Raw genomic sequence first — 23382 nt, 5'->3', positions numbered from 1 at the left:
CGACCATGCGTTTTGTGTTCCGTTCGGTGAGTTTGGCCGGCGCCTGCTGGATGGCGGCGCAGTCGGCGGCCTATGCGCAGGCGCCGAACGACGAAGACGAGCTCGCCCAGGTCTACGCCGACAAGACGACCATCAGCATCGCCACGGGCCGGCCGCAAGCCCTGCGCCGGGCGCCGGCGGTGGCCACGGTGATCACGGCGCAGGACATCGCGACGATGGGCGCGAACGATCTCGACGAGGTGCTGGAGACCGTGCCCGGCCTGCATGTGAGCCGCAGCAACGGCGCCTACTCGCCGCAGTACCTGATCCGCGGCGTGGCCAGCGACTTCAACCCGCAGGTGCTGATGCTGCAGAACGGCGTGCCGATGACGACGCTCTATGTCGGCAGCCGCGGCATCATCTGGGGCGGCCTGCCGGTGCAGAACATCGCGCGCATCGAGGTCATCCGCGGCCCGGGCTCGGCCCTCTACGGCGCAGACGCCTACGCCGGCATCATCAACATCATCACCAAGGGCGTACAGGACACCCCCGGCACCGAGCTGGGCCTGCACGCCGGCTCCTTCCGGACCCGCGACGCCTGGCTTCAGCACGGCGGCAAGGCCGGGCCGCTGGACCTGGCGGCCTTCCTGCGCGTCGGGCGCGGCGACGGCTTCAAGGAGGTCGTCGCATCGGACGCCCAGACCGGCCTGGACACCGTGTTCGGCACGCACGCCAGCCTGGCGCCGGGGCCGGTCAACACGGGCTACCACGCCATCGACGGCGGCCTGGAGCTGGGCTACGCCAAATGGCGTCTGCATGCCGGCTACAAGCAGCGCAGCGACGTGGGCACGGGGGCGGGCATCGCCGGCGCCCTCGACCCGGTCGGCCGCATGGGCTCGACGCGCGCGGAGCTCGACACCGGCGTCAACGACGTCGACCTCTCGCCGGGCTGGCGCCTGAGCTTGGGCGGCAGCTACCTGAACTACATCCAGAAGCTGTCCGTGCCGGTGCAGCTCTTTCCGCCCGGCGCCTTCGGCGGCAGCTTCCCGAACGGCGTCTTCGGTTCGCCCAACACCTGGGAGCGACAGCTGCGGCTCTCCGCGGCCGCCACCTACGGCGGCTGGGCCGGCCACCAATGGCGCATCGGCCTGGGCCATGACGACCTGGACCTCTACCGCACGCAGGAGTTCAAGAACTTCACCGTCATCACTTCGGGCCCCCTAACCGGCGTGCCGGTGCCCGTGCCCGGCGGCCAACTGGTCGAGGCGCCGGTCGAGGACTCCTTCCTGGCGCCGCACCGCCGCCGCGTCGACTACGCCTATGTGCAGGACGAGTGGAGCTTCGCCCAGGACTGGACGCTGACGGCCGGCGTGCGGCAGGACCGCTATTCCGACTTCGGCCGCACCACCAATCCGCGCGCCGCCCTGGTCTGGGACGCCAGCCTCGACCTGACCGCCAAGCTGCTCTACGGCAGCGCCTTCCGGGCGCCCTCGTTCAACGAGCAGTACGGCGTCAACCCGGTGGCCAGCGGCAACCCGACGATCCAGCCAGAAACCATGCGCACACTGGAGGCGGTGCTGCAGTGGCATGCGGGCCGCGAACTGCAGCTCAACTTCAATGTCTTCCGCTACGCGATGGAAGACATCATCAAGACCACGCCCAACCCGGCGCCGGCACCGGGCGCAACCTTCCGCAACGAGGGCACCCAGCACGGCCGCGGCGCCGAGATCGAATGGGTCTGGGACCCGCGGGTCGACCTGCGCTTCAGCGGCAGCTACGCCTACCAGCGATCCACCAACGAACTCAACCGGGTCGACGCCGGCTATGCGCCGCACCAGCACCTGAACGCCCGGCTGGACTGGTCGTTTGCCGGCGGCTCCACGCTCAGCGGCACGCTCAACCGCGTTACCAAGCGCATGCGCGCCTTCGGCGACATGCGCCCGCCGGTGCCCGACTACACGACGCTGGACCTGACGCTGCGGACCGCGCTGGCCCACAGCGGCTGGGACCTGTCCTTCAGCCTGCTCAACGCCTTCGATGCCGACGTGCGCGAGCCAAGCCTGCCCAGCGCGGGCATCGCGAACGACCTGCCCATGGCGCGCCGCTCGCTGTCGGCCCAGGCCAGCTACCGTTTCTGAACGCCCGGCCAGGGCCGCCGCTCGACGCCCTCGTAGGCGATGTGCTCGCAGGAGAGCGGGAACAGCGCGCCGGCCGGCCGCTCGGCGGCCTCGATGTAGCAGGGCGTCATGCCCGCCAGCAGCATCGGCACCTGGAAATGGTGGAACTCCGCCACCGACAGGCCCAGGTCCGCGGCCAGGGCCGCCGTCAGCGCCGCGTAGTTCATCTTCAGCCGGCCGTCGCGGGCCACGAGCAGCCGCTCCACCTCGTGGGCGAGCGCCAGGTGGGGGCCGCCAGCCAACCCCAGGTCGCGGGCCAGGCTCAGCAGCCAGGGCAGGCGCTCGTCGGTGGCGTGGATGGGCCGGCCATAGCCGTAGATGCGGCGCTGCGCGAGCTCCTGTTCGACGAGGCTGGCCAAAGGCTCACCCGACGCGGCGCGGCGTTGCGCACCGATCAGGAAGTCGATGGCGCGCACGCAGGGATGGCCGCCGTAGACCACCGCCTCGGACATGCCGAGCGCCGCCGACAGCCCGAGGGCCGGCGTGCTGCGCGCGCTGCCGGCCAGGGCCGCCACGCGGTTGTTCCAAAGCCGCGCATCCGGGTAGCTCGTGCAGACCCACATGGCATGGAAGAGGCGCAGCGCCGGCGCGTCGAAGCGGCGGCCCGTGATCGACAGCAGATAGAGGTCGACCCAGTCGGCATCGCGCAGGTCCTGGTGCAGGTCCTGGCCGCGGAACACCGCCCGCGTGCCGACGAAGGCCTTGCCGGCGCGGGTCTCGAGGCGGCCGGCATTGCGCCGCAGCAGTGCCGGACCGTTCATGCGGCCACCTCGTCGACGGGGTCGTTCAACAGGTCCAGCTCGAAGAACGGGAAGTGCTTCGGCCCCAGGGCGCGCTGCTCCAGCGCATGCACCGCTGCGCCCGGCAGGCGCAGCAGCAGGAAAAGTATCTCGCCCTGATCGGGCGTCAGGCCCAGGTCGGACAGGGCGGCGGCCGCGACGCCCGTCATGGCCAGCGGCGCAGCGGCCAGGCCCTCCAGCACCGCCCGCTGCCTGTCCAGCCAGCCGAGCCGATGGCCCACGCCACCGCGCGCCAGGTGCGCCAGCGTCTGCAGCACGGTCAGGCCGGCGGCCGAGGCATTGGGGTCGAAGCCGGGTGCGTGCTCAAAGTCCGGCCAGATGCTGGCCACCGACTCGGCCGGCGCGGCCAGCACCTGCGCCCAGGCGGCCAGGTCCGTGCCGCAGCGCTGCCAGAGCGCCATCGCATGGAAGACCTCGCGCGCACCGCCCTGCTGGCCGGCACCGACCGCCAGCGCCGCCATCAGGCTCGCCGCCGCCGTGGAGCCGCCGGTGCCGGCGCACATCGCGGCATGAACGGCCGGATCGCGCGGCCCCGGGTTGGCCAGCGCCACAGCCAGGTCTTCCAGCAACGCGGCCTGCTCCGGCGGCGGCACGTCGCCGCGGAACAGCAGCCACAGCATGTCCACCCAGCGCGCCCGGCCCAGCATCTCGCCGAAGACGTCGTAGCCGTGGCAGAAGGCCGCGCGGGCCGCGAAGGCATTGCCGGGCTCGGCCTCCTCGCGCCAGATGCGCGTCGTCAAGGTTTGCGTCATCGTGCGGTCCCGAGCGTGCGCATGCGCAGGTTCATCGGCGGCACTTCCTCGCCGTCGATGCGCACGTCCAGCAACGTCGGCCCGGCGCGCGACAGCAGCGCGTCGAAGTCCAGCGCGTCCAGCTCCTGCGGCGTTCGGATGACGTGGCCGGGGATGCCCATGGACGCGGCCATCGCGGCGAAGTCAACCTTGGGCAGCTGGAAGCCGATGGGCTCGGCGCCGGCCAGACGCTGGCCGTGCTTGACCATGCCCAGCGCGCCGTCGTTGAGCACGACGTAGAGCACCGGCAGGCCCAGCTCGGCGGCCACCGTGATCTCCTGGCCGTTCATCAAGTAGCTGCCGTCGCCCGTCAGGCAGACGACCGGGCAGCGGCGATTGGCCATCGCGATGCCCACGGCCGAGCCGATGGCCCAGCCCATGGGCGCGAAGTCCATCGTCACGCGCAGCCAGCTGGAGCTGCCCGTGCGCCTCTCCTGGCCCGCAGGCAGGAAGGCGCTGCCGGGCAGGCGCGCGCTGCGCTGGTCGCGCGGCGCGAGGTAGTGCACCGCCCAGGCGGCGCTGTTGCCGGCGTCGGCGACGAAACGCGTCTGTGGCGGGCAGCGCTCGCTCAAGCAGGCGACGAGGCGTTGCGGCTTGACCGGCGCGCTGTCGCTGCGCAGCGCCTCGGGGCTGTCGACCATGGCCTCGTAGGCCAGGCGCGCCACCTGCGGGTGCAGGAAGGGCAGCAGCTGCGCCTCCTGGCCGTTGTGCGACGGGGCCAGCAGCGCCAGCAATTGCTCGCAGACCGACTTGATGTGGCCGCGCACATGCAGCCGCGCCATCGGTGAGCGCATCAGGTTCTCGTCGCTGTCGTCGACATGGACGAGGCGGCTGTTCAGCAACGTGGAGGACCAGCCGCCGCTGTTGAACTCGCCGAAGCCCGTGCCCAGCGCGATGACGAGGTCGGGCTCGGCCTGCAGCAGCTCGGCCGCGCTGGCATGCCCGCCGAAGCCGAACACGCCTCGGTATCGCGGGTGGCGCGGATTGATGAAGCCCTTGCCGTCGGGCGTCGTGATGAAGCTGCCGTCGCTGCGCTGCACGAGCTGCATCAGCTCGTTGGCCGCGTCGCCGCAGCCGTCGCCGATCAGCCAGACCGGCTGGCGCGCCGAGAACAGCAGCCGCGCGAGCTGGCGCACGGCCGGCAGGTCGACCAGGGCCGGCGCACGGCGCAGCAGGCCGGCGAAGTCGGGCGCCTCCATGCCGGGCCGCAGCGGCTCGCGCAGGATATCGACGGGAATGGACAGATGGCTGGGGCCGCTGGGCGCACGTTGGGCCTGCATCAGCGCATTGAAGAGCTTGGTGGGCAACTGCTCGGCATGCGAGACCAGCGAGTTGTAGCGCGTGCAGGGCCGGAACATCGCCACGGTATTGATGCCCGTGCAGCTCGACTCCTGCAGCGCGCCCTTGCCGAAGTTCTTGATCGGCGGCTGGCCGGTGATGACCAGAATGGGCACGTTGTTGTCGTAGGCACAGGCCACGCCGGTGATGAGATTGGTGGCGCCCGGCCCCGAGGTGGCGATGCACACGCCCAGGCGGCCGGTCTCGCGGGCATAGCCGTCGGCCATATAGGCTGCGCCCTGCTCGTTGCGGGCGACGATGGCCTGCGGCCCGCCGCGGCGGGCGCTGCGTGCCAGCGCGTTGTAGAGCGGCTCGACGGCGCCGCCCGGCACGCCGAAGACGTACTCGACGCCCAGGGCGGCCAGCGCGTCGACGATCAGGTCGGCGGCGTCGCGCGGAGCGCAATCTCGGGCCGGTTCGGTCGCCCAGGCGCGGGCCGGGGCAAGAGCAGTGTTCGATTCCACGTGACAAGCAGGCAAGGGATGCCAAGCGTGGCACGTCAGCCGGCGCTGCTGGAGCGCCATGCCAACCGCGGTACCGCACGGCATCGGGAACGGATTGAACCCGCCAAAGCGGGCTCGCGAGTGGCCATGGACGTTTGTCCGGACGGCCTTGTCCCCCTGCGTGCGCTTAGGGCGCGAGGCCCTGCGACATCTGTTGCCTGTGCATGAATGCCATCGGCAACTGCTCAGTGATTTCAACTGTATCAATTTGAAACCAATGCGCATCCCCGCAAATGCGGGCGACGGGGTCAGGGCTTGACTGCCGCCAATCGATGCGCCACGGCAGCCCCCTGCCCGCTGCGTTGCTGCTCCATCGACAGGGCGGCCAGCAGCATCCACGCCGAATGCGGCAGCCACTGCTCCACCCAGCGCCACTGCGCCTCGTCGGGCCCCGGGGGCGAAGGTGATGCCCTCGCCCGTGTCGCTGCCGACGGCGCCGGTGATCCCAGCGTCCAGTCGAGCTGGGCCTGCGCATAGTCCGCCCAGTCCGGCGGCAAGCCGGACGCGACCCGGCCGCCCTCAACGCGCTGCGATGGCCGATATCTGGACGAGCGAATCCCGGGGCAGGCGGGCCGCCTGGATCGTGGCCCGGGCCGGCGGCTTGTCCGGGAAGAATCGGGCATACACCGCATTCATCTTGCCGAAGTCGCCGATGTCCTTCAGATAGACCGTCGTCGACACGATGTCCGCCATCGTCATGTTGTTGGCGGCCAGCACCGCCTTCAGGTTCTCGAGGGCCGTTGTCGTCTGCTCCTCGATCGACCCGCCGCTCAGCTGGCCGGTCTTCGGGTCCAGGCCGGCCTGCCCGGACAGGAACAGCAGATTGCCCGCCCGCACGGCCTGCGAATAGGGGCCGATCGGGGCCGGAGCGTCCTTGCTGACCACCACCTCCCGCGCGAGAGGCGTGGCGGCGCAGCCCGACAGGGCGAGCACGAGCGGAAACAGCAGACGCTTCAGGTGTTCAGTCGAGCGACTCATGAGGGAGCCTCCAAGGCCAGAGGTTGGCGGCGGTGGGTCGCTCCGCCTCGCCGCGGGAGCTGTCTGATGGGAGCGTCGCCGGAGTCTGGCCCTGCGCACCGGAAAGCACAACAGGCGGCCGCGGCGCCAGCCCTCAGGTCTTGAGCCTGTAGCCCACCCCGGCCTCGGTCAGCAGCCACTGCGGCCGGTTGGGGTCGGCCTCCAGCTTCTTGCGCAGGTTGGCCATGTGCACGCGCACGTAATGCACGTCATCGGCGTGGCCGGGGCCCCAAACGGCCTTCAGCAGATGCTGGTGGGTCAACACGCGGCCCGGCGCGGCGGCGAGCTCCTGCAGCAGCCGGTATTCGATGGGCGTCAGGTGCAGTTCCTCGCTGCCCTCAGGTGTCGTGCGCGTGACGCTGCGCAGCGCACGGTCCACGGCGATGTCGCCGAAGCGCAGCACCGGGTCGGCATCGTTGCCACCACCACCGTGACGGCGCAACTGCACGCGCACGCGGGCCAGCAGCTCGGCCACGCCGAAGGGCTTGACGAGGTAGTCGTCCGCGCCGGCATCCAGCGCCTGCACCTTGCGCTCCTCGCCCTCGCGGGCCGACAGCACCAGCACGGGCGCCTGCGACCAGCCGCGGAACTCGCGGATGAAGTCCAGGCCATCGCCGTCGGGTAGGCCCAGGTCCAGCACGACGAGCTCGGGGCGGCGCGTGGCCGCATCGATGAGGCCGCGGGCCAGCGTGGCCGCCTCGAACACCTCGATGCCCTCGCTTTCCAGCGCCATGCGCACGAAACGCCGGATCTCCGGCTCGTCCTCGATCATCAACACGCGTGCGGCGCCCACCCTGCCCTCTCCTGCTTATGTCGGCGGCTGGCCGAGGGGGAGTTCCACTCGCACGCAGGCACCGCCGGTCGCGGCATTGTGGGCGCTGATGCGCCCGCCATGCGCCTCGACGATGGCCTTGCAGATGGCCAGGCCCAGGCCCACGCCGGGCGTGGCGCTCTCGCGGTCGCCGCGCTCGAACTTGTCGAAGAGCCGGGCCTCGCGGCCGGCCGGAAATCCGGGGCCGCTGTCGCTGACGTCGATCTCGACCTGCCGCCCCGCCGTGCGCGCGGCCACGCGGATGGGGCCGGGCGCGTACTTGGCCGCGTTCTCCAGCAGATTGACGAGCACGCGCTCGACGAGCACGGCGTCCAGCTCGATGAGGGGCAGCTCGGCCGGCAGGTCCACCGCCACGTCGCGGCCGGCCAGCGCCTCGTCGAGACTGGCGAGTGCGCTGCCGACGACCTCTTGCAGCGGCAGCCAGTGGCGGTTGAGCTGCACGGCACCGGACTGCAGCCGCGCCATGTCCAGCAGGTTGGCCACCAGCGCGCTCATGCGCAGCGCCGAGCGGCGCACCGCGTCGGCCACCTCGGCCTGGGGCGGGTCCAGCGGCGTCAGCTTCAGCGCGTCGGCCAGGCCGACGAGGGCGGCCAGCGGCGTGCGCAGGTCGTGGGAGATGGCCGTCAGCAGCGAGTTGCGCAGGCGCTCGCTCTCGATCTGCAGCGTGCTCTGCTGCGCCACCTCGATGTAATGGATGCGCTCCAGCGAGATGGCCAGCAGGGCCGCGCAGGTGTCCAGCAGCTCGCGCTCGTCGGGCAGCCAGCGCCGGCCCTGGCCGTCGACGGCCAGCACGCCGCGCAGCCGCATCGGTGCCGTCAGCGGCAGCATCAGGCAGGGGCTGGCCGGCAGGGTGTCGGTGCCCTGCCCGGCCGGCTGGCCGTGGTCGAAGGCCCATTGCGCGACGCCGAGGTCGGGCTGGGCGCTGCCACCGGGAAGAACCGCCAGCACCTCGTGGTCGGGCGCGGCGCCCAGCGGCGGCGCCAGCACGGCGGACGCGACGCCAAACTCCGCGCGCAGGAAGCGCGTGCCGATCTCGGCCACCTGCTCGGGCACGAGGGCGGCGCCGAGGTCGCGCGACATAGCGTACAGCCCGCGCACGCGGCGCTCGCGCTCCCGGGCAGCGCGGGCCTGGGCCTGCAGGCCGGCCGCGAGCTGGCCGATGACCAGGCCCACCAGCAGCAGCACGGCGAAGGTGACGAGGTATTGGGCGTCGCTGACGGCGAAGGACCAACGCGGGTCGACGAAGAAGAAGTCGAAGGCCGCGACGCCCAGCAGCGCGGCCAGCGCCGCCGGCGCGCGGCCGAAGCGCAAGGCCACGCCGACGACATTGAGCAGGTAGAGCATCGCGATATTGGTCACCGCGATGAGATTCAGCAGCAGGCCGTTGATGGCCGTCGTCAGCGCGACCCCGGCCAGGGCCGCCGCAAAGCCGCGCAGCATCTGCGGCGCGAGCAGGCCGTGCGGCATGCGCGGCTGCGGCTCGGCGCCGCGCGCGGCGGTCGCTGCCGTCGGCAGCGCGACCTGCAGCACGTCCATGTCGTCGGCCAGGCGGTTCAGCGTCTCGGCCAGCGAGAGCCGGCCCGGCCAGCGCCAGGCGTTCTCGCGCCGGCCGACGACGAGGCGGGCCAGGTTGTGCTCGCGCGCATAGCCCACCAGGGCCGCGCCCACCTCGGGTGCGGACAGCACCGTCGCGCGCGCGCCCAGCGACTTGGCCAGCTCCAGCGCGCGCTGCACATGCTGGCGGTCCGCGTCGCCCAGCGCCCGCGCCGTCTGCACGTGCACGGCATGCCAGTCCAGGCCGAGCTGCTGAGCCAGGCGCGCAGCGCTGCGCACGACCTTGTCGCTGTTGACGCCGGGGCCGACGCAGGCCAGCAGCGACTCGCGATTCGGCCAGACCGCGCCCTGGGCCAGCTGGGTGTGCTCGCGCCGGTAGGCCTGCATCTGGTCGTCCACGCGGTCGGCCGTGCGGCGCAGCGCCAGCTCGCGCAGCGCCAGCAGATTGCCCTTGCGGAAGAAGTTCCTGGCCGCACGCTCGGCCTGGGCCGGCAGGTAGACCTTGCCCTCCTTGAGCCGCTGCAGCAGCTCGTCGGGCGGCAGGTCCACGACGACGACTTCGTCGGCCTCGTCGAAAACCTTGTCGGGCAGCGTCTCCCAGACGCGGATGCCGGTGATGCCGCCGACGACATCGTTCAGGCTCTCCAGGTGCTGCACGTTCAACGTCGTCCAGACCTCCACGCCGGCCTCGCGCAGCTCCTGCGCGTCCTGCCAGCGCTTGGCGTGACGCGAACCCGCCGCGTTGCTGTGGGCCAGTTCGTCCAGCAGCAGCACGCCGCCGGGTTCGGCCGCGCCCCAGGCCAGCGCCGCGTCGAGATCGAATTCGCGCAGCGCCTGGCCACGCCCGGCAACGTCCTTCAGCGGAATGCGCAGCAGGTCGCGGGCGATGGCCTCGGTGTCGGCGCGGCCATGGGTCTCGACGACGCCGATGCGCACGGACCGGCCCTGCAGCTTCGCAGCATGCGCCGCCGCCAGCATCGCGAAGGTCTTGCCCACGCCGGCATTGGCACCGAAGAAGATCTTCAGCCGGCCACGTCTGGCGGCGGCTTCGTCGCGCTGGACCTTGGCGAGCAGCGCGTCGGGGTCGGGGCGGGTGTCGGTCATAACCTAGACCCGGCAGTTGGGCGCGTCCGAGGGGCTGAGCCCGGACACGAACAGTCCTGAGGACTGTTTGTGCCTGGCGAAGGCCAGGGCGTCCGGCCCTGGCATGGCGAAGCAGGTCGCCGGCAAGGCGCGACGACGCCGTGGGCTCGTGTCCACGAGGAGGAGCAACGCTGCCAGCGGCCTGAAGCGCCAGACCAGCGGGCGTGCCCAGCTGCCGGGTCTAGGTTCATAGCCAACCGAGTCGCTTGAAGCGCCAATACAGCGCGCCGCTGACGAGCAGGATCGCCCCCAGCGCCATGGGGTAGCCGAAGGCCCATTTCAGCTCGGGCATCTTCTCGAAGTTCATGCCCCAGACGCCGGCCAGCGCGGTGGACGCCGCGAAGATCGCGGCCCAGGCCGCCAGGCGCTTGGTGACGAGGGACTCGTCGATGGTGACCAGGGTCAGGTTGACCTGGGTCGCGGCGATGATGGTTTCGCGCGCGGCGTCGATGCTGCCCTGGATGCGCAGCAGGTGGTCGTAGACGTCGCGGAAATAGTCCTGCAAGGCCATGCAGACGGCCGGCACGCGCCCGCCGTGCAGCTTGGACGTCACCTCCAGCAGCGGCGTGACCGCGTGGCGCAGCGTGGCCAGGCGCTGCTTGAGGCCGAACAGCTTCTGCACGACGGCCTGGCGGTCCTGGCCGGGCTGGAACATGCTCTCCTCGACCTGCTCCAGCTCGGCCTCGACGGCGTCGATGAGCGGAAAGTAGCGGTCCACCACCGCGTCCATCAGCGCGTAGAAGACGAAACCCGGCCCCTGGCCCAGCAGATGCGGCTCGCGCTCGGCCCGGCCGCGCACGCCGAGAAAGCCCTGCTGGCTGTTGTGCCGCACCGAGACGACGAAACGCGGGCCGACGAAGACATGCACCTCGCCGACCTCGAGGTTGCCGTCCGCGCCGACCTCGAGCAGGTGCATGGCGGCGAACAGCATGTCGCCGTACTCCTCGACCTTGGGGCGCTGGTGGCCCTTGCGGGCGTCCTCGACGGCCAGCGGCGGCAGGTCCAGCTCGCGCTGCAGCAGGCCCAGCTCGTCGTCGGTCGGGTCGCGCAACGCGATCCAGACGAAGCCGGACCGGGACTCCAGCGCCTCGGAAACGCCGTCCAGGCCCGGCTCTGCAACGATGCGGCCATCGTGGTACACGGCACTGTTGATCAGCATGTCGAAATCAGGCGGGGCATGAGCATCACGCCATCCTCGCATGCCTCATTTCTCGGCGGCGTCGAGCGCGAGGTTCAGCGCCAGCACGTTCACGCGCGGCTCGCCGACGAAGCCCAGCCAACGCCCCTCGGTGTGCTGCTCGACGAGGGCCTGCAGCTTCGCGGCCGGCAGGCCGCGCGCACGCGCGATGCGGGCGACCTGGTAGTCGGCCGCGGCGCGGCTGATGTGGGGGTCCAGGCCGCTGGCCGAGGTGGTCACGAGGTCGACCGGCACCGGCCGGGTGTTGCCCGGGTCGGCCGCGCGCAGCGCCTCGACGCGCGCCTTGACGGCATCGGCCAGGGCCGGCGCCGTCGGCGCGAGGTTGGAGCCCGACGAGTTGCCTGCGTTGTAGGGCATGGGGCCGGTGGCCGAGGGGCGGCTCCAGAAGTGGCCGGGGTCGGCGAAGGTCTGGCCGATCAGTGTCGAACCGACGGGTTTGCCGTCCCTCACGACGAGACTGCCGTTGGCCTGGTCGGGGAACAGCGCCTGCGCAACGCCGGTGACGACGAGGGGATAGGCCAGGCCCGTGACGAGGCTCAGCACGACAAACAGCGTCAGCGCGGGCCGCCACAGCGGCACGTCGGCCGCGGCTGAGGACGTGGCGGGGGTGGAAAGCGTCGTAGTCATGACGTGTCTCCTGTTCAGAAGGTCTTCTTCAGGCCGACGACCAGCGTGGTCTTGCCCAGGAACTTGCCGTCCACCAGGCTGGTATAGGTCGTCTTGTTGGCGTCCGTGCCGACGATCGCGCCGCTCAGCACCAGACCGGAGAAGTCCTTGGCCAGGGTCAGCGAGTAGTCGGTGTACGAGGCGGCCGACAGGTGCTTGACGGTCTGGTGGCCGACGTGGGGCGCCAGGCTCAGGCCATCGCCCAGGTCGAAGTTGGCCGTCACGTCGAGGTAGCCGCTGTTCTTGCTGTCGGCATAGCCGAACAGGTCGGTCGTGCTGTGCGAATACTTGGCTGTGACCGGGCCGAAGCTCAGCGCGCCGTAGAGCTCGAAGGTGTTGGCACTGGGGTTGAGCTTGTTGCTCGGGTAGTAGTACTGCAGCACGCCGACATCCAGCGTCAGGCCCTTGGACACCTCGGTCTTGTAGCCGCCGTAGAGGTCGATCTCGACATCGGCATCGCCGCCGGCGTCCTTGATCCACTTGATCGTCGACGCCCAGGTGCCGACGTAGAAGCCGTTGGCGGCGGCGTAGTCGATGCCGCCCTGCAGGGCCGGCTGCAGGCGGGTCTGGGAGATGCCACGGTAGCGGTATTCGCTGACGACGCCGACGTTGAACGACAACGGGTCGGCGGCGGCGGTCTCGTCGGCGAAGGCGGGAACGGCCGCCGCGAGGGCCAGCAGGGAAATCAGGAATTTCATGATGTCTTGGTTCTGTTGCTGCACGCTCAGGCCAGGCCGAGCGTGACGAGGATGAGGTCGATGGCCTTGATGCCGATGAAGGGCACGATGACACCGCCCAGGCCGTAGACCAGCAGGTTGCGGCGCAGCAGCGCGCTGGCGCCGATCGCGCGGTAGCGCACGCCCTTCAGGGCCAGCGGAATCAGCACGACGATGATCAGCGCGTTGAAGATGACGGCGCTCAGGATGGCCGAGTTGGGGCTGGCCAGGCGCATCACGTTCAGGGCCGACAGCTGCGGGTAGGTCGACACGAAGGCCGCCGGCAGCACCGCGAAATACTTGGCCAGGTCGTTGGCGATCGAGAAGGTCGTGAGGGACCCGCGTGTCATCAGCATCTGCTTGCCGGTCTCCACCACCTCGATGAGCTTGGTGGGGTTGCTGTCGAGGTCGACCATGTTGCCGGCCTCCTTGGCGGCCTGGGTACCGGTGTTCATCGCGACGGCCACGTCGGCCTGGGCCAGGGCCGGCGCATCGTTGGTGCCGTCGCCGGTCATCGCGACGAGCAAGCCCCTCCCCTGCTGCTCGCGGATCAGCGCCAGCTTGGCCTCGGGCGTGGCCTCGGCGAGGAAGTCGTCGACGCCGGCCTCCGCGGCAATCGCAGCAGCCGTCAGCCGGTTGTCGCCGGTGACCATGACCGTCTTGATGCCCATGCGGCGCAGTTGTGCGAAACGCTCCTTGATGCCGGGCTTGACGATGTCCTTCAGCTCCACGACGCCGAGGATGCGTGCACCGTCCGCAACCACCAGCGGCGTGCTGCCGCGGCGCGCGGCCTCGTCCACCGTGGCCTGCACGCTGGCGGGCCAGCGGCCGCCCAGGGCCTCGACGTGGGCGCGCACCGCGCTGCCGGCGCCCTTGCGGATCTGGCGCCCGCCCAAGTCGACGCCGCTCATGCGCGTCTGCGCCGTGAAGGGCACGAACTCGCCGCATTCGGCGGCCGGGGCGGCCGGGCCGAACTTGCGGTCAGCCAGCGCCACGATGCTGCGGCCCTCGGGCGTTTCGTCGGCCAGCGAGGCCAGGCGCGCAGCCTCGGCCAGCTGGGCCTCGGAGGTGTCGGCGATGGGCCAGAAGGCATCGGCCTGGCGATTGCCCAGCGTGATGGTGCCGGTCTTGTCCAGCAGCAGCACGTCCACGTCGCCGGCAGCCTCGACGGCGCGGCCCGAGGTGGCGATGACATTGGCCTGCAGCATGCGGCTCATGCCGGCCACGCCGACGGCCGACAGCAGGCCGGCGATGGTGGTCGGGATCAGGCAGACCAGCAGGGCCACCAGCACGACCAAGCTCACCGGCTGCCCCGCCCCCGCCACGGCCACGCTGAACTGCGAGAACGGCAGCAGCGTGGCACAGACGCCCAGGAAGACCAGCGTCAGCGCGACGAGCAGGATGGTCAGCGCGATCTCGTTGGGCGTGCGCTTGCGCTGCGCGCCCTCGACCATCGCGATCATGCGGTCGACGAAGGTCTCGCCGGGGTTCACGGCCACGCGGGCGACGACCCAGTCGGATAGCACGCGGGTGCCGCCGGTCAGCGCCGAGAAGTCGCCACCGCTCTCGCGGATGACGGGCGCCGACTCGCCGGTGATGGCGCTCTCGTCCACGGACGCGACGCCGTCGACGACCTCGGCATCGGCCGGCACGATGTCGCCGGCCTCGATCAGCACCCATTCGCCCTTGCGCAGGCTGCTGGCCTCGCGCGGCGTCCATTTCAGCGACTCTCGCGAGGCGCCGGCCTTCCAGCCGGCGAGGATCTTGGCCCAGGTCTCCTTCTTCAGGCCGCGCAGCGATGCGGCCTGCGCCTTGCTGCGGCCCTCGGCCAGCGCCTCGGCGAAGTTGGCGAACAGCACGGTGAACCACAGCCACACCGTCACGGCGATGACAAAGCCGTTGGGCTGGGCGATGGACAGGGCCGTCGTCAGCAGGCTGCCGAGATAGACGACGAACATGACCGGGTTGCGCAACTGGGTGCGCGGGTCCAGCTTGCGGACGGAGTCGAGCAGCGCGGCGCGGGTCAGCGCCGGGTCGAACAAGGAGAAAGCAGCGCGTGTCATTGCGCACCCCACAGCATCAGATGCTCGACGACGGGCCCCAGGGCCAGCGCCGGCACATAGTTCAGAAGACCGACCAGCAGCACGGTGCCGATCAGCAGCACGACGAACAGCGGGCCATGCGTGGGCAGCGTGCCCTCGCCCGGGGCCAGGCGTTTCTTGCCCACCAGCGAGCCGGCCATGGCCAGCACCGGCACGATGACACCGAAGCGGCCGACCCACATCACCAGGCCCAGCAGCAGGTTGTAGAAGGGCGTGTTGGCCGACAGACCGGCAAAGGCGCTGCCGTTGTTGTTGCCGGCGGACGAGAAGGCGTACAGCACCTCGCTGAAGCCATGGGCGCCGGGCGCCGCAATGCCGGCCTTGCCCGGCTCCACGACGACGGCGATGGCTGTGCCGACGAGCACCGCGAGCGGCGTCAGCAGGATGGCCAGCGACACCATCTTCATCTCATGCGCCTCGATCTTCTTGCCGAGGTACTCAGGCGTGCGGCCGATCATCAGCCCGGCGACGAAGACGGCCAGGATGGCGAACACCAGCATGCCGTACAGGCCCGCGCCGACGCCGCCGAAGACGACCTCGCCGAGCTGCATCATGACCAGGGGCACCAGGCCGCCGAGCGGTGTGAAGCTGTCGTGCATCGCGTTGACGGCGCCGCAGCTGGCGGCCGTCGTGATGACGGCGAACAGCGACGAGGCCTCGATGCCGAAGCGCACCTCCTTGCCTTCCATGTTGCCGCCGGACTGCGCGGCGCTCTGGGCCGCGTCCACGCCCAGCTTCGCGAGCTGCGGATTGCCGGCCTGCTCCGCCGACGTCGCGACGACCACGGCGACGACGAACATCGCCGTCATCGCGCCCAGCAGCGCCCAGCCCTGGCGCATGTCGCCCACCTGCCGGCCCATGACGAAGCACAGCGCCGCCGGGATCAGGAAGATGGACAGCATCTGCAGCGCATTGGTCGCGGCCGTCGGGTTCTCGAAGGGATGGGCGGAATTGGCGTTGAAGAAGCCGCCGCCGTTGGTGCCCAGCATCTTGATCGACAGCTGCGAGGCCACCGGCCCGAGCGCGATGGTCTGGCTCTGGCCGTGCTTGTCCTCCATGACGGGCTGGCCGTCGGCCCCCTTGAGCGGCTGGCCGTCGGCACCGACCTTGGGCTCCTGCCAGCTCTGCGCCTCGATGGTGGTCACGTCCTGGTAGGGCTTGAGTGTCTGCACGACGCCCATGCCGGCCAGCACCAGCGCGAACACCAGGGACAGCGGCAACAGCACCCACAGCGTCGCGCGGGTCAGGTCGGTCCAGACGTTGCCGATGGCCCGGCCGGTGTGGCGCGCGAAGCCGCGCACTAGGGCCACGACGACGGCGATGCCGGTGGCGGCGGAGAAGAAGTTCTGCACCGTCAGTGCGAGCATCTGGGTCAGATAGCTCATCGTCGTCTCGCCGCCATAGCCCTGCCAGTTCGTGTTGGTCACGAAGGAGACGGCGGTGTTGAAGGCCGAGTCCGGCGTGACGGCGGCCATGCCCTGCGGGTTCAGCGGCAGCCAGGGCTGCAGGCGCTGCAGCGCATAGACCACGAAGACGCCCAGCGCATTGAAGATCAGCAGCCCAAGTGCATAGCGCAGCCAGCCCTGTTCGGCGTCGGCGTCGACGCCGGCCAGCCTGAGCAGGCCGCGCTCGAAGCGGCGCAGCCAATCGACCCGGCCCTCCATCGCCGCGTATATCCAGCGCGCCAGCGGCCAGGCCAGCGCGAACAGCACGACGAGGAAGGCAATGAGCTGAATCCAGGCGGAGCTGCTCATGACAGATCCTCCGGGAACAACAGGGCCCAGAAAAGGTAGACCACCAAGCCCACGACGAGGATGGTCGCGGCGAGTTCGAAGCCGTTCATGACTTCCTCCGCGCCAGCTTGTCGCAGCCCCAGGCCGCGAGACCGGTCACGAGCGCGAGGGCCGCGCAGAGACCGAGAAAAACGATGTCCATGACACCTCCATAACGATGGAGGTGATTCTGGAAATCGGGCCGTCAAACCGCCGACAAGAACGCGGCGGGCGGCATCAAGAAAGCATCAAGATTTGCTGAGTGCAAGCTGGGTGATGTCGATGCCGCGCTCCGCAGCGATGGCCTCCAGCACCGGCAGCAAGGGCCCGAGCTTCTCGTCCAGCGCGTCGCGCACGGTGTCGACGACGACCTGGGTGCTGCGCTCGATCTCGATGTGCACCGCGTCGCCCACGGTCTTGTCGCCGAAGGTCGTCATGCGCAGCGTCTCGGGGATGAGCCAGACCTCGAACCAGCCCGAGCCATCGCGCTCGCGCCGGGCCTCGGCCACCGTCAGGCTGCAGCCGTTGACGCCGATATAGCCCTTGGCGAACACATAGCGCATCCACGGTGCCGGCAGCGCGAAACGGATGACGTGGTTGTTGTCGGGCCGGCGGATCTCGGCGATGCGCGCGGACACGTCGACATGGCCGGACAGCGGGTGGCCGCCGATCTCGACGCCCTCCTTCGCGGCGCGCTCGACATTCAGGCCGGAGCCCACCATCAGCCCGCCGAGCGTCGTCAGTCGCAGCGTCTGCGCCATCACGTCGAAGCTGGCCACGCCGGGCGCGGGGCGCTCGGTGACGGTCAGGCAGACACCGTCGCAGGACACGCTGGCGCCGATGGCCAGTTCCGCGTCGAAACCCTGGGGGAACTTCAGGTGCAGGGTGTGCAGGCCCTCGCGGGCCTCGATGGATTCGACGCGGGCGACGCCCTGGACGATGCCTGTGAACATGATGAAAAAAGGCCCCGAGGGGCCGTTTGGAGAGTGTCGGGCCAGCTTACCAGCTGACCTCACGATCAGGGGTCGAGCCGATCTTGTGGATGGACAGGTCGGCGCCCTCGAACTCCTGCTCGGCGTCCAGCCTCAGGCCGACGAACTTGCGGATCAGGCCGTAGACGACGAAGCCGCCCGCCAGCGCCCAGGCCACGCCGCCCAGCGTGCCGGCGAGCTGCGCGACGAAGCTCACGCCGCCGATGCCGCCCAGCGCCTTCTGGCCGAAGATGCCGCAGGCGATGCCGCCCCAGGCGCCGCACAGGCCGTGCAGCGGCCAGACGCCGAGCACGTCGTCGATCTTCCAGCGGTTCTGCGTCAGCGTGAAGAACCGCACGAACAGCCAGCCGGCCACGCCGCCGGTGACGAGGGCGCCCAGCGGGTGCATCAGGTCGGAGCCCGCGCAGACGGCCACCAGCCCGGCCAGCGGGCCGTTATAGGCGAAGCCGGGGTCGTTGCGGCCCAGCAGCGTGGCCACCAGCGTGCCGCCCACCATGGCCATCAGGGAGTTGACGGCGACGAGGCCGGACATCTTGTCCAGCGTCTGCGCGCTCATCACGTTGAAGCCGAACCAGCCCACCGTCAGCACCCAGGCGCCCAGGGCCAGGAAGGGGATGCTGGAAGGCGGGTGGGCGCTCATCGCGCCGTCCTTGCGGTAGCGGTTCAGACGCGGGCCGAGCAGCAGCACGGCCGCCAGGCCGATCCAGCCGCCCACCGCGTGCACGACGACGCTGCCGGCGAAGTCATGGAACTCCGCGCCCGTGGCCGCCTTCAGCCAGGCCTGGATGCCGAAGGCCTGGTTCCACGCGACCCCCTCGAAGAACGGGTAGACGAAGCCGACGATGACCGAGGTAGCCGCCAGCTGCGGGCCGAAGCGAGCTCGCTCGGCGATGCCGCCCGACACGATGGCGGGAATGGCCGCCGCGAAGGTCAGCAGGAAAAAGAACTTGACGAGCTCATAGCCGTTCTTCTGCGCCAGCGTCTCCGCACCGGTGAAGAAATGGGTGCCGTAGGCGACGAGGTAGCCGACGAGGAAATAGGCCAGCGTGGACACGGCGAAGTCCACGAGGATCTTCACCAACGCATTGACCTGGTTCTTCTTGCGCACGGTGCCCAGTTCCAGGAAGGCAAAACCCGCATGCATGGCGAGCACCATGATGGCGCCCAGGAGGATGAAGAGCGCATCCGCGCCCTGCTTGATCGATGACTCCAACGCTGTCTCCGGCCACAGGCTCCAGACTTGGGCGACATGCACCAAGCCGAACCGGTTCGCACCGAAACAGCAAATTCAATGCCCGCTTTTAAGGCGTGGCCCTTCGACAGACAGGCACCACAAAGAAGCACTCAGCCCTTATTTGGTGCAGAAAGCGCACCCTTCTCGAACTCGTCCGCACTGAATCCGAGCGTCCAGCGGCCGTCCGGCCAGTACACCACGGGCCGCTTGATGACGCTGGGCTCGGCCAGCATCAGCGCCGTGGCGCTGGCGTCGTCGACGACGGCGGCCTTGGTCGCCTCGTCCAGCTTGCGCCAGGTCGTGCCGGCGCGGTTGACGAGGCGATCGCGGCCGAAGGCCTTCAGCCAGGCCGGCAAGAGCTCGGCCGGCACGCCCTGCTTCTTGAAGTCGTGGAAGGCGGCATCCAGGCCTTGTCCGGCCAGCCAGGCGCGGGCGCGCTTGACGGTGTCGCAGTTGGGAATTCCATAGACGGTGATCATGGGGTGCAAAGCTACCATGGCCAGGTTGCCATCCACGCCGAGGGAGATGCGATGCTGAAGACGATCAAGAGTCGCCTGCTGGCGGCCTGTCTGGGGCTGATGGTGGTGTCGGTGCTGCTGGCCACGCTGACCAGCTACCGCGCCGCGCGCAGCACCATCCTGCACGATCTGGCCGCGCAGCTCGGCGCCAATGGCCAGGCCCAGGCGGACCGCATCGCGTCCTGGGCCAATGGGCAGAAGCATGTCGTGCAGGCCATGGCGCCCGCCCTGGCCGCCGCCGACCCGGTGCCGGCACTGCAGCAGGGCCAGACCTCGGGCGCGCTGGACCTGGCCTATGTCGGCGGCGCCGACAAGCGCATGGTGTCCGTGCCGGACCGCCAGCGCGCCGCCGACTACGACCCCACGTCGCGTGCCTGGTACAAGCTCGCGGCGACGAGCCAGGAGCCGGTGCTGACGGCGCCCTACATCGCCGCGTCGTCGAAGAAACTGGTCGTCACCTTCGCCTACGCGATCCGGGCCGGCGGCGAGATCAAGGGCGTGGCCGGCTCGGACGTGACGCTGGACGAGGTCGTCACGACGATCAACCAGCTCAAGCCCACGCCCTCGGGCTTCGCCTTCCTGGCCGACAAGGAGGGCAAGATCATTGCCCACCCCAACGCGGCGCTGACGCTCAAGCCGATGACCGAGCTGGCGGCCGACCTGACGCCCGCCAGGCTGATCGGCGCGGGCGCGGACGAGCTCGTCGAGGTCACTGTGGGCGAGCACAGCTTCTTCCTGCGCGCCGCGCCCGTCGCCGGCACCGACTGGCTGCTCGTCACGGCCGCCGAGCGCGGCGAGGCGCTGGCCTCGCTGAGCGCGCTGCTGCGCGACGCCGGCATCGCGCTCGTGCTCCTGCTGGCCGGCGCGGCGCTATTCGCGACCTGGCTGGTCAACTCGCTGCTGCACCGCCTCGTCGTCGTGAAGGACGCGATGCTGCAGATCGGCAGCGCCGGCGGCGGCGACCTGACCCAGCGCCTGAACGACGCCGGCGAGGACGAGCTGAGCGACATCGCGCGTGCCTTCAACCAGTTCGTGTCGCAGATCGAGTCGGTCATGCGCGGCGTGGCGGCCAGCGCCGAGTCCATCGCAACGGCCTCGCGCGAGATCGCCGCCGGCGCCCAGGACCTGAGCGGCCGCACCGAGAGCGCCGCGGCCAGCCTGGAGGAGACGGCCTCGTCCATGCAGCACATCACGCAGACCGTGCAGCGCAGCGCCGACCAGGCCCGGGAGGCCGACGGCCATGCCCGCAGCACCGCCGACGTGGCCCAGCGCGGCGGCGAAGTGGCCCAGCAGGTAGCCACGACGATGCAGGAGATCAGCGCCAGCTCGACGCGCATCAACGACATCATCGGCACCATCGACGGCATCGCCTTCCAGACCAATATCCTGGCGCTGAACGCGGCGGTGGAGGCCGCGCGCGCCGGCGAGCAGGGCCGTGGCTTCGCCGTCGTGGCCGGCGAGGTGCGGGCTCTGGCCCAGCGCAGCGCCGAAGCCGCCAAGGAGATCAAGGGCCTGATCGGTGGCAGCGTGGCGCGGGTCGCCGACGGCAGCCGCCTCGTCGACGAAAGTGCCCAGACCACGCAGGAGATCCTGCGCAGTGTGCAGAGCGTGACCGCCATCGTCACCGAGATCAGCGCCGGCGCGGCCGAGCAGAGCCGCGGCATCGGCGAGGTCAACACCGCCGTCATGCAACTCGACCAGATGACGCAACAGAATGCCGCCCTCGTCGAGCAGTCCGCCGCCGCGGCCGAGAGCCTGAAGGACCAGGCCGCGCAGCTGTCGCAGATCGTCGCCACCTTCCGCATCAGCCGCTGATGATCGACTGGCTGGACGAGGCCACACTCGACTTCCCCCCGAGCTCGCACGCCCTCGGCCCGCAAACCGACGCGCCCGGCCTGCTCGCCGCCGGCGGCATGCTGACGCCGGCGCGGCTGGAGGCGGCCTACCGGCGCGGCATCTTCCCCTGGTACGGCCCCGGCCAGCCGCCGCTGTGGTGGGCACCCGACCCGCGCATGGTGCTGAAGACGACCGATTTCAGGCTGTCACGCTCGCTGCGCAAGACGGTGCAGCGTTTCGCCGCAACGCCGGGCTGCGAGATCCGCGTCGACTTCGATCGCACCGCCGTGATGCAGGCATGCGCCGGCGTGCCGCGCGACGGCCAGAGCGGCAGCTGGATCGTGCCCGAGCTGCAGGCCGCCTACCTGGCCTGGCCGGCCATGCACAGCATCGAGACCTGGGCCGACGACGAGCTCGCCGGCGGCCTCTATGGTGTCAACCTCGGCCGCATGTTTTACGGCGAGTCGATGTTCATGCGCCGCACCGACGCCTCCAAGATCGCGCTGTGCGCGCTGGTCTGCCTGTGCCGCGAGTTCGGCATCCCCTGGATCGACTGCCAGCAGAACACCCGCCACCTGGCCTCGCTGGGGGCCGCCGAAGTGCCGAGAAACGTGTTCGAAGCCCATCTTGCCGCCCATGTCGGCCGGCCCTCGCCGCGGCCGTGGACCTATCATCCGGACTACTGGCACCGGCACCTGCTGACTTCGACGTGACCCATCCCAAAGAACTGCCCCTTGCGCAGATCCAGTTCTACGCCACGGCTGCCTACCCCTGCAGCTATGTGCCGGGGCGCCAGGCGCGCTCCCAGGTCGCCACGCCCAGCCACCTGATCCACGCCGACGCCTATTCCAACCTCGTCGCCGCGGGCTTTCGCCGCAGCGGCCTGTTCACCTACCGCCCCTACTGCGACCAGTGCCGCGCCTGCGTCCCGCTGCGCGTGCCGGTGGACCGCTTCGAGCCCAGCCGCTCTCAGCGCCGCGCCTGGAAGGCCCATCGCCGGTTGCAGGCCAAGGTCATGCGCCTGGGCTATTCGCCCGAGCACTACGCCCTCTACCTGCGCTACCAGGCTGGCCGGCACAGCGGCGGCGGCATGGACCACGACAGCGTCGACCAGTACACGCAGTTCCTGCTGCAGAGCCGCATCAACTCGCGCCTCGTGGAGTTCCGCGAACCCATGCCAGACGGCAGCGCGCCGCTGCGCATGGTGTCCATCCTGGACATCCTCAGCGACGGCCTTTCGGCGGTCTACACCTTCTACGACCCGGACGTGGACGCCAGCTACGGCACCTATGGCGTGCTGTGGCAGATCCAGCAGACCAGGGAGCTCAAGCTCAGCCACCTCTACCTGGGCTACTGGATCGAGGAGAGCCCCAAGATGGCCTACAAGTCCGGCTTCAGGCCGCACCAAGTCCTGCAAGACGGCGTCTGGACCGACGCCGCCCCAGAGGCTTAATGTGGAAGACCTCTCCTGCCGGACGTGACGACGCCTGACCTGACGCCGGCCGGAGCGTTGGGGCGCGATGGGAGGACGCGTCAGGCGGCGGCGGGTGTGGCGATGAAGCCGTGCTTGCTCAGCATCTTGAGCCAGCGCGGAGCGTTGCGCGCCACGTTCAACGCCTCGTAGTCGACGACCCGGTCCTGGTAATGGGTGCCGCTGCTGAGCATGGCGTAGACCGTGCGCAGGATCTTGTGCGCCAGCGCGACGACGGACTTCCTGTGGCCCTTGCGGATGGCCAGCGCCTGGAACTTGTCCTTGAAGGCGCAGCGCGTTCGCGCCGCGGCCTGGGCGAACTCGCACAGTAGCCGGCGCACCCAGGCATTGCCGCGGCGGATGCGCCCACTCTTGCGCTTGCCGGCGCTCTCGTTGTTGCCCGGGCAGATGCCCACCCAGCTGGCCAGTCGCTCAGCACTGCCGAAGGCATCCATGTCCGCGCCGATCTCCACCAGCAGCATCGCCGCGCCGATCTGGTCGATGCCCGGCAGGGTCTGCAGCAGGTTCAACTGGGCCTGCCACGGTTGCAAGCCGTCCAGCAGGTACTGGTCCATGCGGGCGATGCGCTGCTCGATCTGCTCGATGTGCTGCAGGATCTCGTCGGCGACGAAGCGGTGCGTGGGGCTCAGCCGCTCGGTGCTCAGCGCCTCGAACAGCTCCTCGCGGCTGGCGCGCAGCCGTCCCTTGAGGTCCAGCACTTCGTGCAGGGGTTTGTCCTGCAG

Annotated in this window: 21 protein-coding genes; 4 read left to right on the top strand and 17 right to left on the bottom strand. The window is 70.2% G+C overall.

Annotated features, from left to right (window positions below; all coding sequences use genetic code 11):
• Positions 1 to 5 precede the first annotated feature (5 nt).
• Positions 6 to 2117, top strand: a complete 2112-nt coding sequence (locus EV671_RS01920; RefSeq protein WP_165917447.1) for a TonB-dependent receptor plug domain-containing protein — start codon at positions 6 to 8, stop codon at positions 2115 to 2117.
• Here EV671_RS01920 and EV671_RS01915 read toward each other — a convergent pair.
• The 16 genes from EV671_RS01915 to EV671_RS01840 form a co-directional block, all read right to left on the bottom strand.
• Positions 2105 to 2917, bottom strand: coding sequence for a citrate/2-methylcitrate synthase (locus EV671_RS01915; RefSeq protein WP_132569492.1), 813 nt, complete (start codon positions 2915 to 2917; stop codon positions 2105 to 2107). The two genes, EV671_RS01920 and EV671_RS01915, sit on opposite strands and share 13 nt — an antisense overlap.
• On the bottom strand, positions 2914 to 3708 hold the full coding sequence (locus EV671_RS01910) for a citrate synthase family protein (protein WP_132569490.1): 795 nt from the start codon (positions 3706 to 3708) through the stop codon (positions 2914 to 2916). The genes EV671_RS01915 and EV671_RS01910 overlap by 4 nt, the downstream gene beginning before the upstream one ends.
• A complete protein-coding gene (locus tag EV671_RS01905; RefSeq protein WP_243655543.1) occupies positions 3705 to 5549 on the bottom strand; it encodes a thiamine pyrophosphate-binding protein in 1845 nt (614 codons plus the stop codon). Before EV671_RS01905 ends, EV671_RS01910 begins: the two co-directional genes overlap by 4 nt.
• A gap of 287 nt (positions 5550 to 5836) precedes the next feature.
• Positions 5837 to 6085, bottom strand: a complete 249-nt coding sequence (locus EV671_RS01900; RefSeq protein ID WP_132569486.1) for a hypothetical protein — start codon at positions 6083 to 6085, stop codon at positions 5837 to 5839.
• Positions 6086 to 6107: 22 nt separating this feature from the next.
• Positions 6108 to 6566 carry a RidA family protein gene (locus EV671_RS01895; RefSeq protein ID WP_132569484.1) on the bottom strand — a complete coding sequence of 153 codons (459 nt, stop codon included), beginning with the start codon at positions 6564 to 6566 and terminating at the stop codon, positions 6108 to 6110.
• A 133-nt stretch (positions 6567 to 6699) separates the two neighbouring features.
• Entirely contained in the window at positions 6700 to 7377 is a 678-nt protein-coding gene (locus EV671_RS01890; protein ID WP_132569846.1) for a response regulator, read from the bottom strand.
• Between the two features lie 36 nt (positions 7378 to 7413).
• The gene (locus tag EV671_RS01885) at positions 7414 to 10095 is read right to left on the bottom strand and encodes a DUF4118 domain-containing protein (RefSeq protein ID WP_132569482.1); all 2682 of its coding nucleotides are present in this window, start codon (positions 10093 to 10095) and stop codon (positions 7414 to 7416) included.
• A 226-nt stretch (positions 10096 to 10321) separates the two neighbouring features.
• Positions 10322 to 11293: a magnesium and cobalt transport protein CorA gene (locus EV671_RS01880; RefSeq protein ID WP_132569480.1), complete on the bottom strand. Its 972-nt coding sequence runs from the start codon at positions 11291 to 11293 to the stop codon at positions 10322 to 10324.
• A gap of 45 nt (positions 11294 to 11338) precedes the next feature.
• Positions 11339 to 11959, bottom strand: a complete 621-nt coding sequence (kdpC, locus tag EV671_RS01875) for a potassium-transporting ATPase subunit KdpC (protein WP_132569478.1) — start codon at positions 11957 to 11959, stop codon at positions 11339 to 11341.
• Positions 11960 to 11973: 14 nt separating this feature from the next.
• Positions 11974 to 12696, bottom strand: a complete 723-nt coding sequence (locus EV671_RS01870; protein WP_132569476.1) for a TorF family putative porin — start codon at positions 12694 to 12696, stop codon at positions 11974 to 11976.
• A gap of 26 nt (positions 12697 to 12722) precedes the next feature.
• Positions 12723 to 14777 carry a potassium-transporting ATPase subunit KdpB gene (kdpB, locus tag EV671_RS01865; protein WP_132569474.1) on the bottom strand — a complete coding sequence of 685 codons (2055 nt, stop codon included), beginning with the start codon at positions 14775 to 14777 and terminating at the stop codon, positions 12723 to 12725.
• Positions 14774 to 16570 carry a potassium-transporting ATPase subunit KdpA gene (gene kdpA / locus EV671_RS01860; RefSeq protein WP_132569472.1) on the bottom strand — a complete coding sequence of 599 codons (1797 nt, stop codon included), beginning with the start codon at positions 16568 to 16570 and terminating at the stop codon, positions 14774 to 14776. The genes kdpB and kdpA overlap by 4 nt, the downstream gene beginning before the upstream one ends.
• Positions 16567 to 16659, bottom strand: a complete 93-nt coding sequence (gene kdpF, locus EV671_RS01855; protein ID WP_132569470.1) for a K(+)-transporting ATPase subunit F — start codon at positions 16657 to 16659, stop codon at positions 16567 to 16569. The genes kdpA and kdpF overlap by 4 nt, the downstream gene beginning before the upstream one ends.
• 177 nt (positions 16660 to 16836) lie before the next feature.
• Positions 16837 to 17541: a riboflavin synthase subunit alpha gene (locus EV671_RS01850; protein WP_132569468.1), complete on the bottom strand. Its 705-nt coding sequence runs from the start codon at positions 17539 to 17541 to the stop codon at positions 16837 to 16839.
• Between the two features lie 46 nt (positions 17542 to 17587).
• Positions 17588 to 18793 carry an ammonium transporter gene (locus EV671_RS01845; protein ID WP_277592443.1) on the bottom strand — a complete coding sequence of 402 codons (1206 nt, stop codon included), beginning with the start codon at positions 18791 to 18793 and terminating at the stop codon, positions 17588 to 17590.
• 131 nt (positions 18794 to 18924) lie between these two features.
• Positions 18925 to 19293 (bottom strand): ArsC family reductase, encoded by a 369-nt coding sequence (locus EV671_RS01840; RefSeq protein WP_243655542.1) that lies wholly within the window; start codon positions 19291 to 19293, stop codon positions 18925 to 18927.
• A gap of 51 nt (positions 19294 to 19344) precedes the next feature.
• On the opposite strand from EV671_RS01840, the gene EV671_RS27670 reads away from it, so the two are divergent.
• Genes EV671_RS27670 through EV671_RS01825 form a run of 3 tightly spaced genes read left to right on the top strand, consistent with a single transcriptional unit; the run spans position 19345 to position 22621 of the window.
• Positions 19345 to 21147 (top strand): methyl-accepting chemotaxis protein, encoded by a 1803-nt coding sequence (locus EV671_RS27670; RefSeq protein ID WP_132569464.1) that lies wholly within the window; start codon positions 19345 to 19347, stop codon positions 21145 to 21147.
• Positions 21147 to 21881, top strand: a complete 735-nt coding sequence (locus EV671_RS01830) for a leucyl/phenylalanyl-tRNA--protein transferase (protein ID WP_132569462.1) — start codon at positions 21147 to 21149, stop codon at positions 21879 to 21881. The genes EV671_RS27670 and EV671_RS01830 overlap by 1 nt, the downstream gene beginning before the upstream one ends.
• On the top strand, positions 21878 to 22621 hold the full coding sequence (locus tag EV671_RS01825; RefSeq protein ID WP_132569460.1) for an arginyltransferase: 744 nt from the start codon (positions 21878 to 21880) through the stop codon (positions 22619 to 22621). The genes EV671_RS01830 and EV671_RS01825 overlap by 4 nt, the downstream gene beginning before the upstream one ends.
• An 80-nt stretch (positions 22622 to 22701) precedes the next feature.
• Here the strand turns inward: EV671_RS01825 and EV671_RS01820 are convergent.
• On the bottom strand, positions 22702 to 23382 hold a 681-nt coding region (locus tag EV671_RS01820; protein WP_132569458.1), incomplete at its 5' end, for an IS110 family RNA-guided transposase.

This window comes from Roseateles saccharophilus (assembly GCF_004342485.1).
Classification (GTDB): domain Bacteria; phylum Pseudomonadota; class Gammaproteobacteria; order Burkholderiales; family Burkholderiaceae_C; genus Pelomonas; species Pelomonas saccharophila.
This window is presented reverse-complemented; position numbering and strand designations above follow the sequence as displayed.

Coding starts and splice junctions, on each gene's coding strand:
- EV671_RS01850 (WP_132569468.1), bottom strand. CDS start 17,541: ATGTTCACAGGCATCGTCCAGGGCGTCGCCCGCGTCGAATCCATCGAG.
- EV671_RS01870 (WP_132569476.1), bottom strand. CDS start 12,696: ATGAAATTCCTGATTTCCCTGCTGGCCCTCGCGGCGGCCGTTCCCGCC.
- kdpA (WP_132569472.1), bottom strand. CDS start 16,570: ATGAGCAGCTCCGCCTGGATTCAGCTCATTGCCTTCCTCGTCGTGCTG.
- kdpF (WP_132569470.1), bottom strand. CDS start 16,659: ATGAACGGCTTCGAACTCGCCGCGACCATCCTCGTCGTGGGCTTGGTG.
- EV671_RS01895 (WP_132569484.1), bottom strand. CDS start 6,566: ATGAGTCGCTCGACTGAACACCTGAAGCGTCTGCTGTTTCCGCTCGTG.
- EV671_RS01915 (WP_132569492.1), bottom strand. CDS start 2,917: ATGAACGGTCCGGCACTGCTGCGGCGCAATGCCGGCCGCCTCGAGACC.
- EV671_RS01840 (WP_243655542.1), bottom strand. CDS start 19,293: ATGATCACCGTCTATGGAATTCCCAACTGCGACACCGTCAAGCGCGCC.
- EV671_RS01885 (WP_132569482.1), bottom strand. CDS start 10,095: ATGACCGACACCCGCCCCGACCCCGACGCGCTGCTCGCCAAGGTCCAG.
- EV671_RS01830 (WP_132569462.1), top strand. CDS start 21,147: ATGATCGACTGGCTGGACGAGGCCACACTCGACTTCCCCCCGAGCTCG.
- EV671_RS27670 (WP_132569464.1), top strand. CDS start 19,345: ATGCTGAAGACGATCAAGAGTCGCCTGCTGGCGGCCTGTCTGGGGCTG.
- EV671_RS01890 (WP_132569846.1), bottom strand. CDS start 7,377: ATGATCGAGGACGAGCCGGAGATCCGGCGTTTCGTGCGCATGGCGCTG.
- kdpB (WP_132569474.1), bottom strand. CDS start 14,777: ATGACACGCGCTGCTTTCTCCTTGTTCGACCCGGCGCTGACCCGCGCC.
- EV671_RS01920 (WP_165917447.1), top strand. CDS start 6: ATGCGTTTTGTGTTCCGTTCGGTGAGTTTGGCCGGCGCCTGCTGGATG.
- EV671_RS01910 (WP_132569490.1), bottom strand. CDS start 3,708: ATGACGCAAACCTTGACGACGCGCATCTGGCGCGAGGAGGCCGAGCCC.
- EV671_RS01880 (WP_132569480.1), bottom strand. CDS start 11,293: ATGCTGATCAACAGTGCCGTGTACCACGATGGCCGCATCGTTGCAGAG.
- kdpC (WP_132569478.1), bottom strand. CDS start 11,959: ATGACTACGACGCTTTCCACCCCCGCCACGTCCTCAGCCGCGGCCGAC.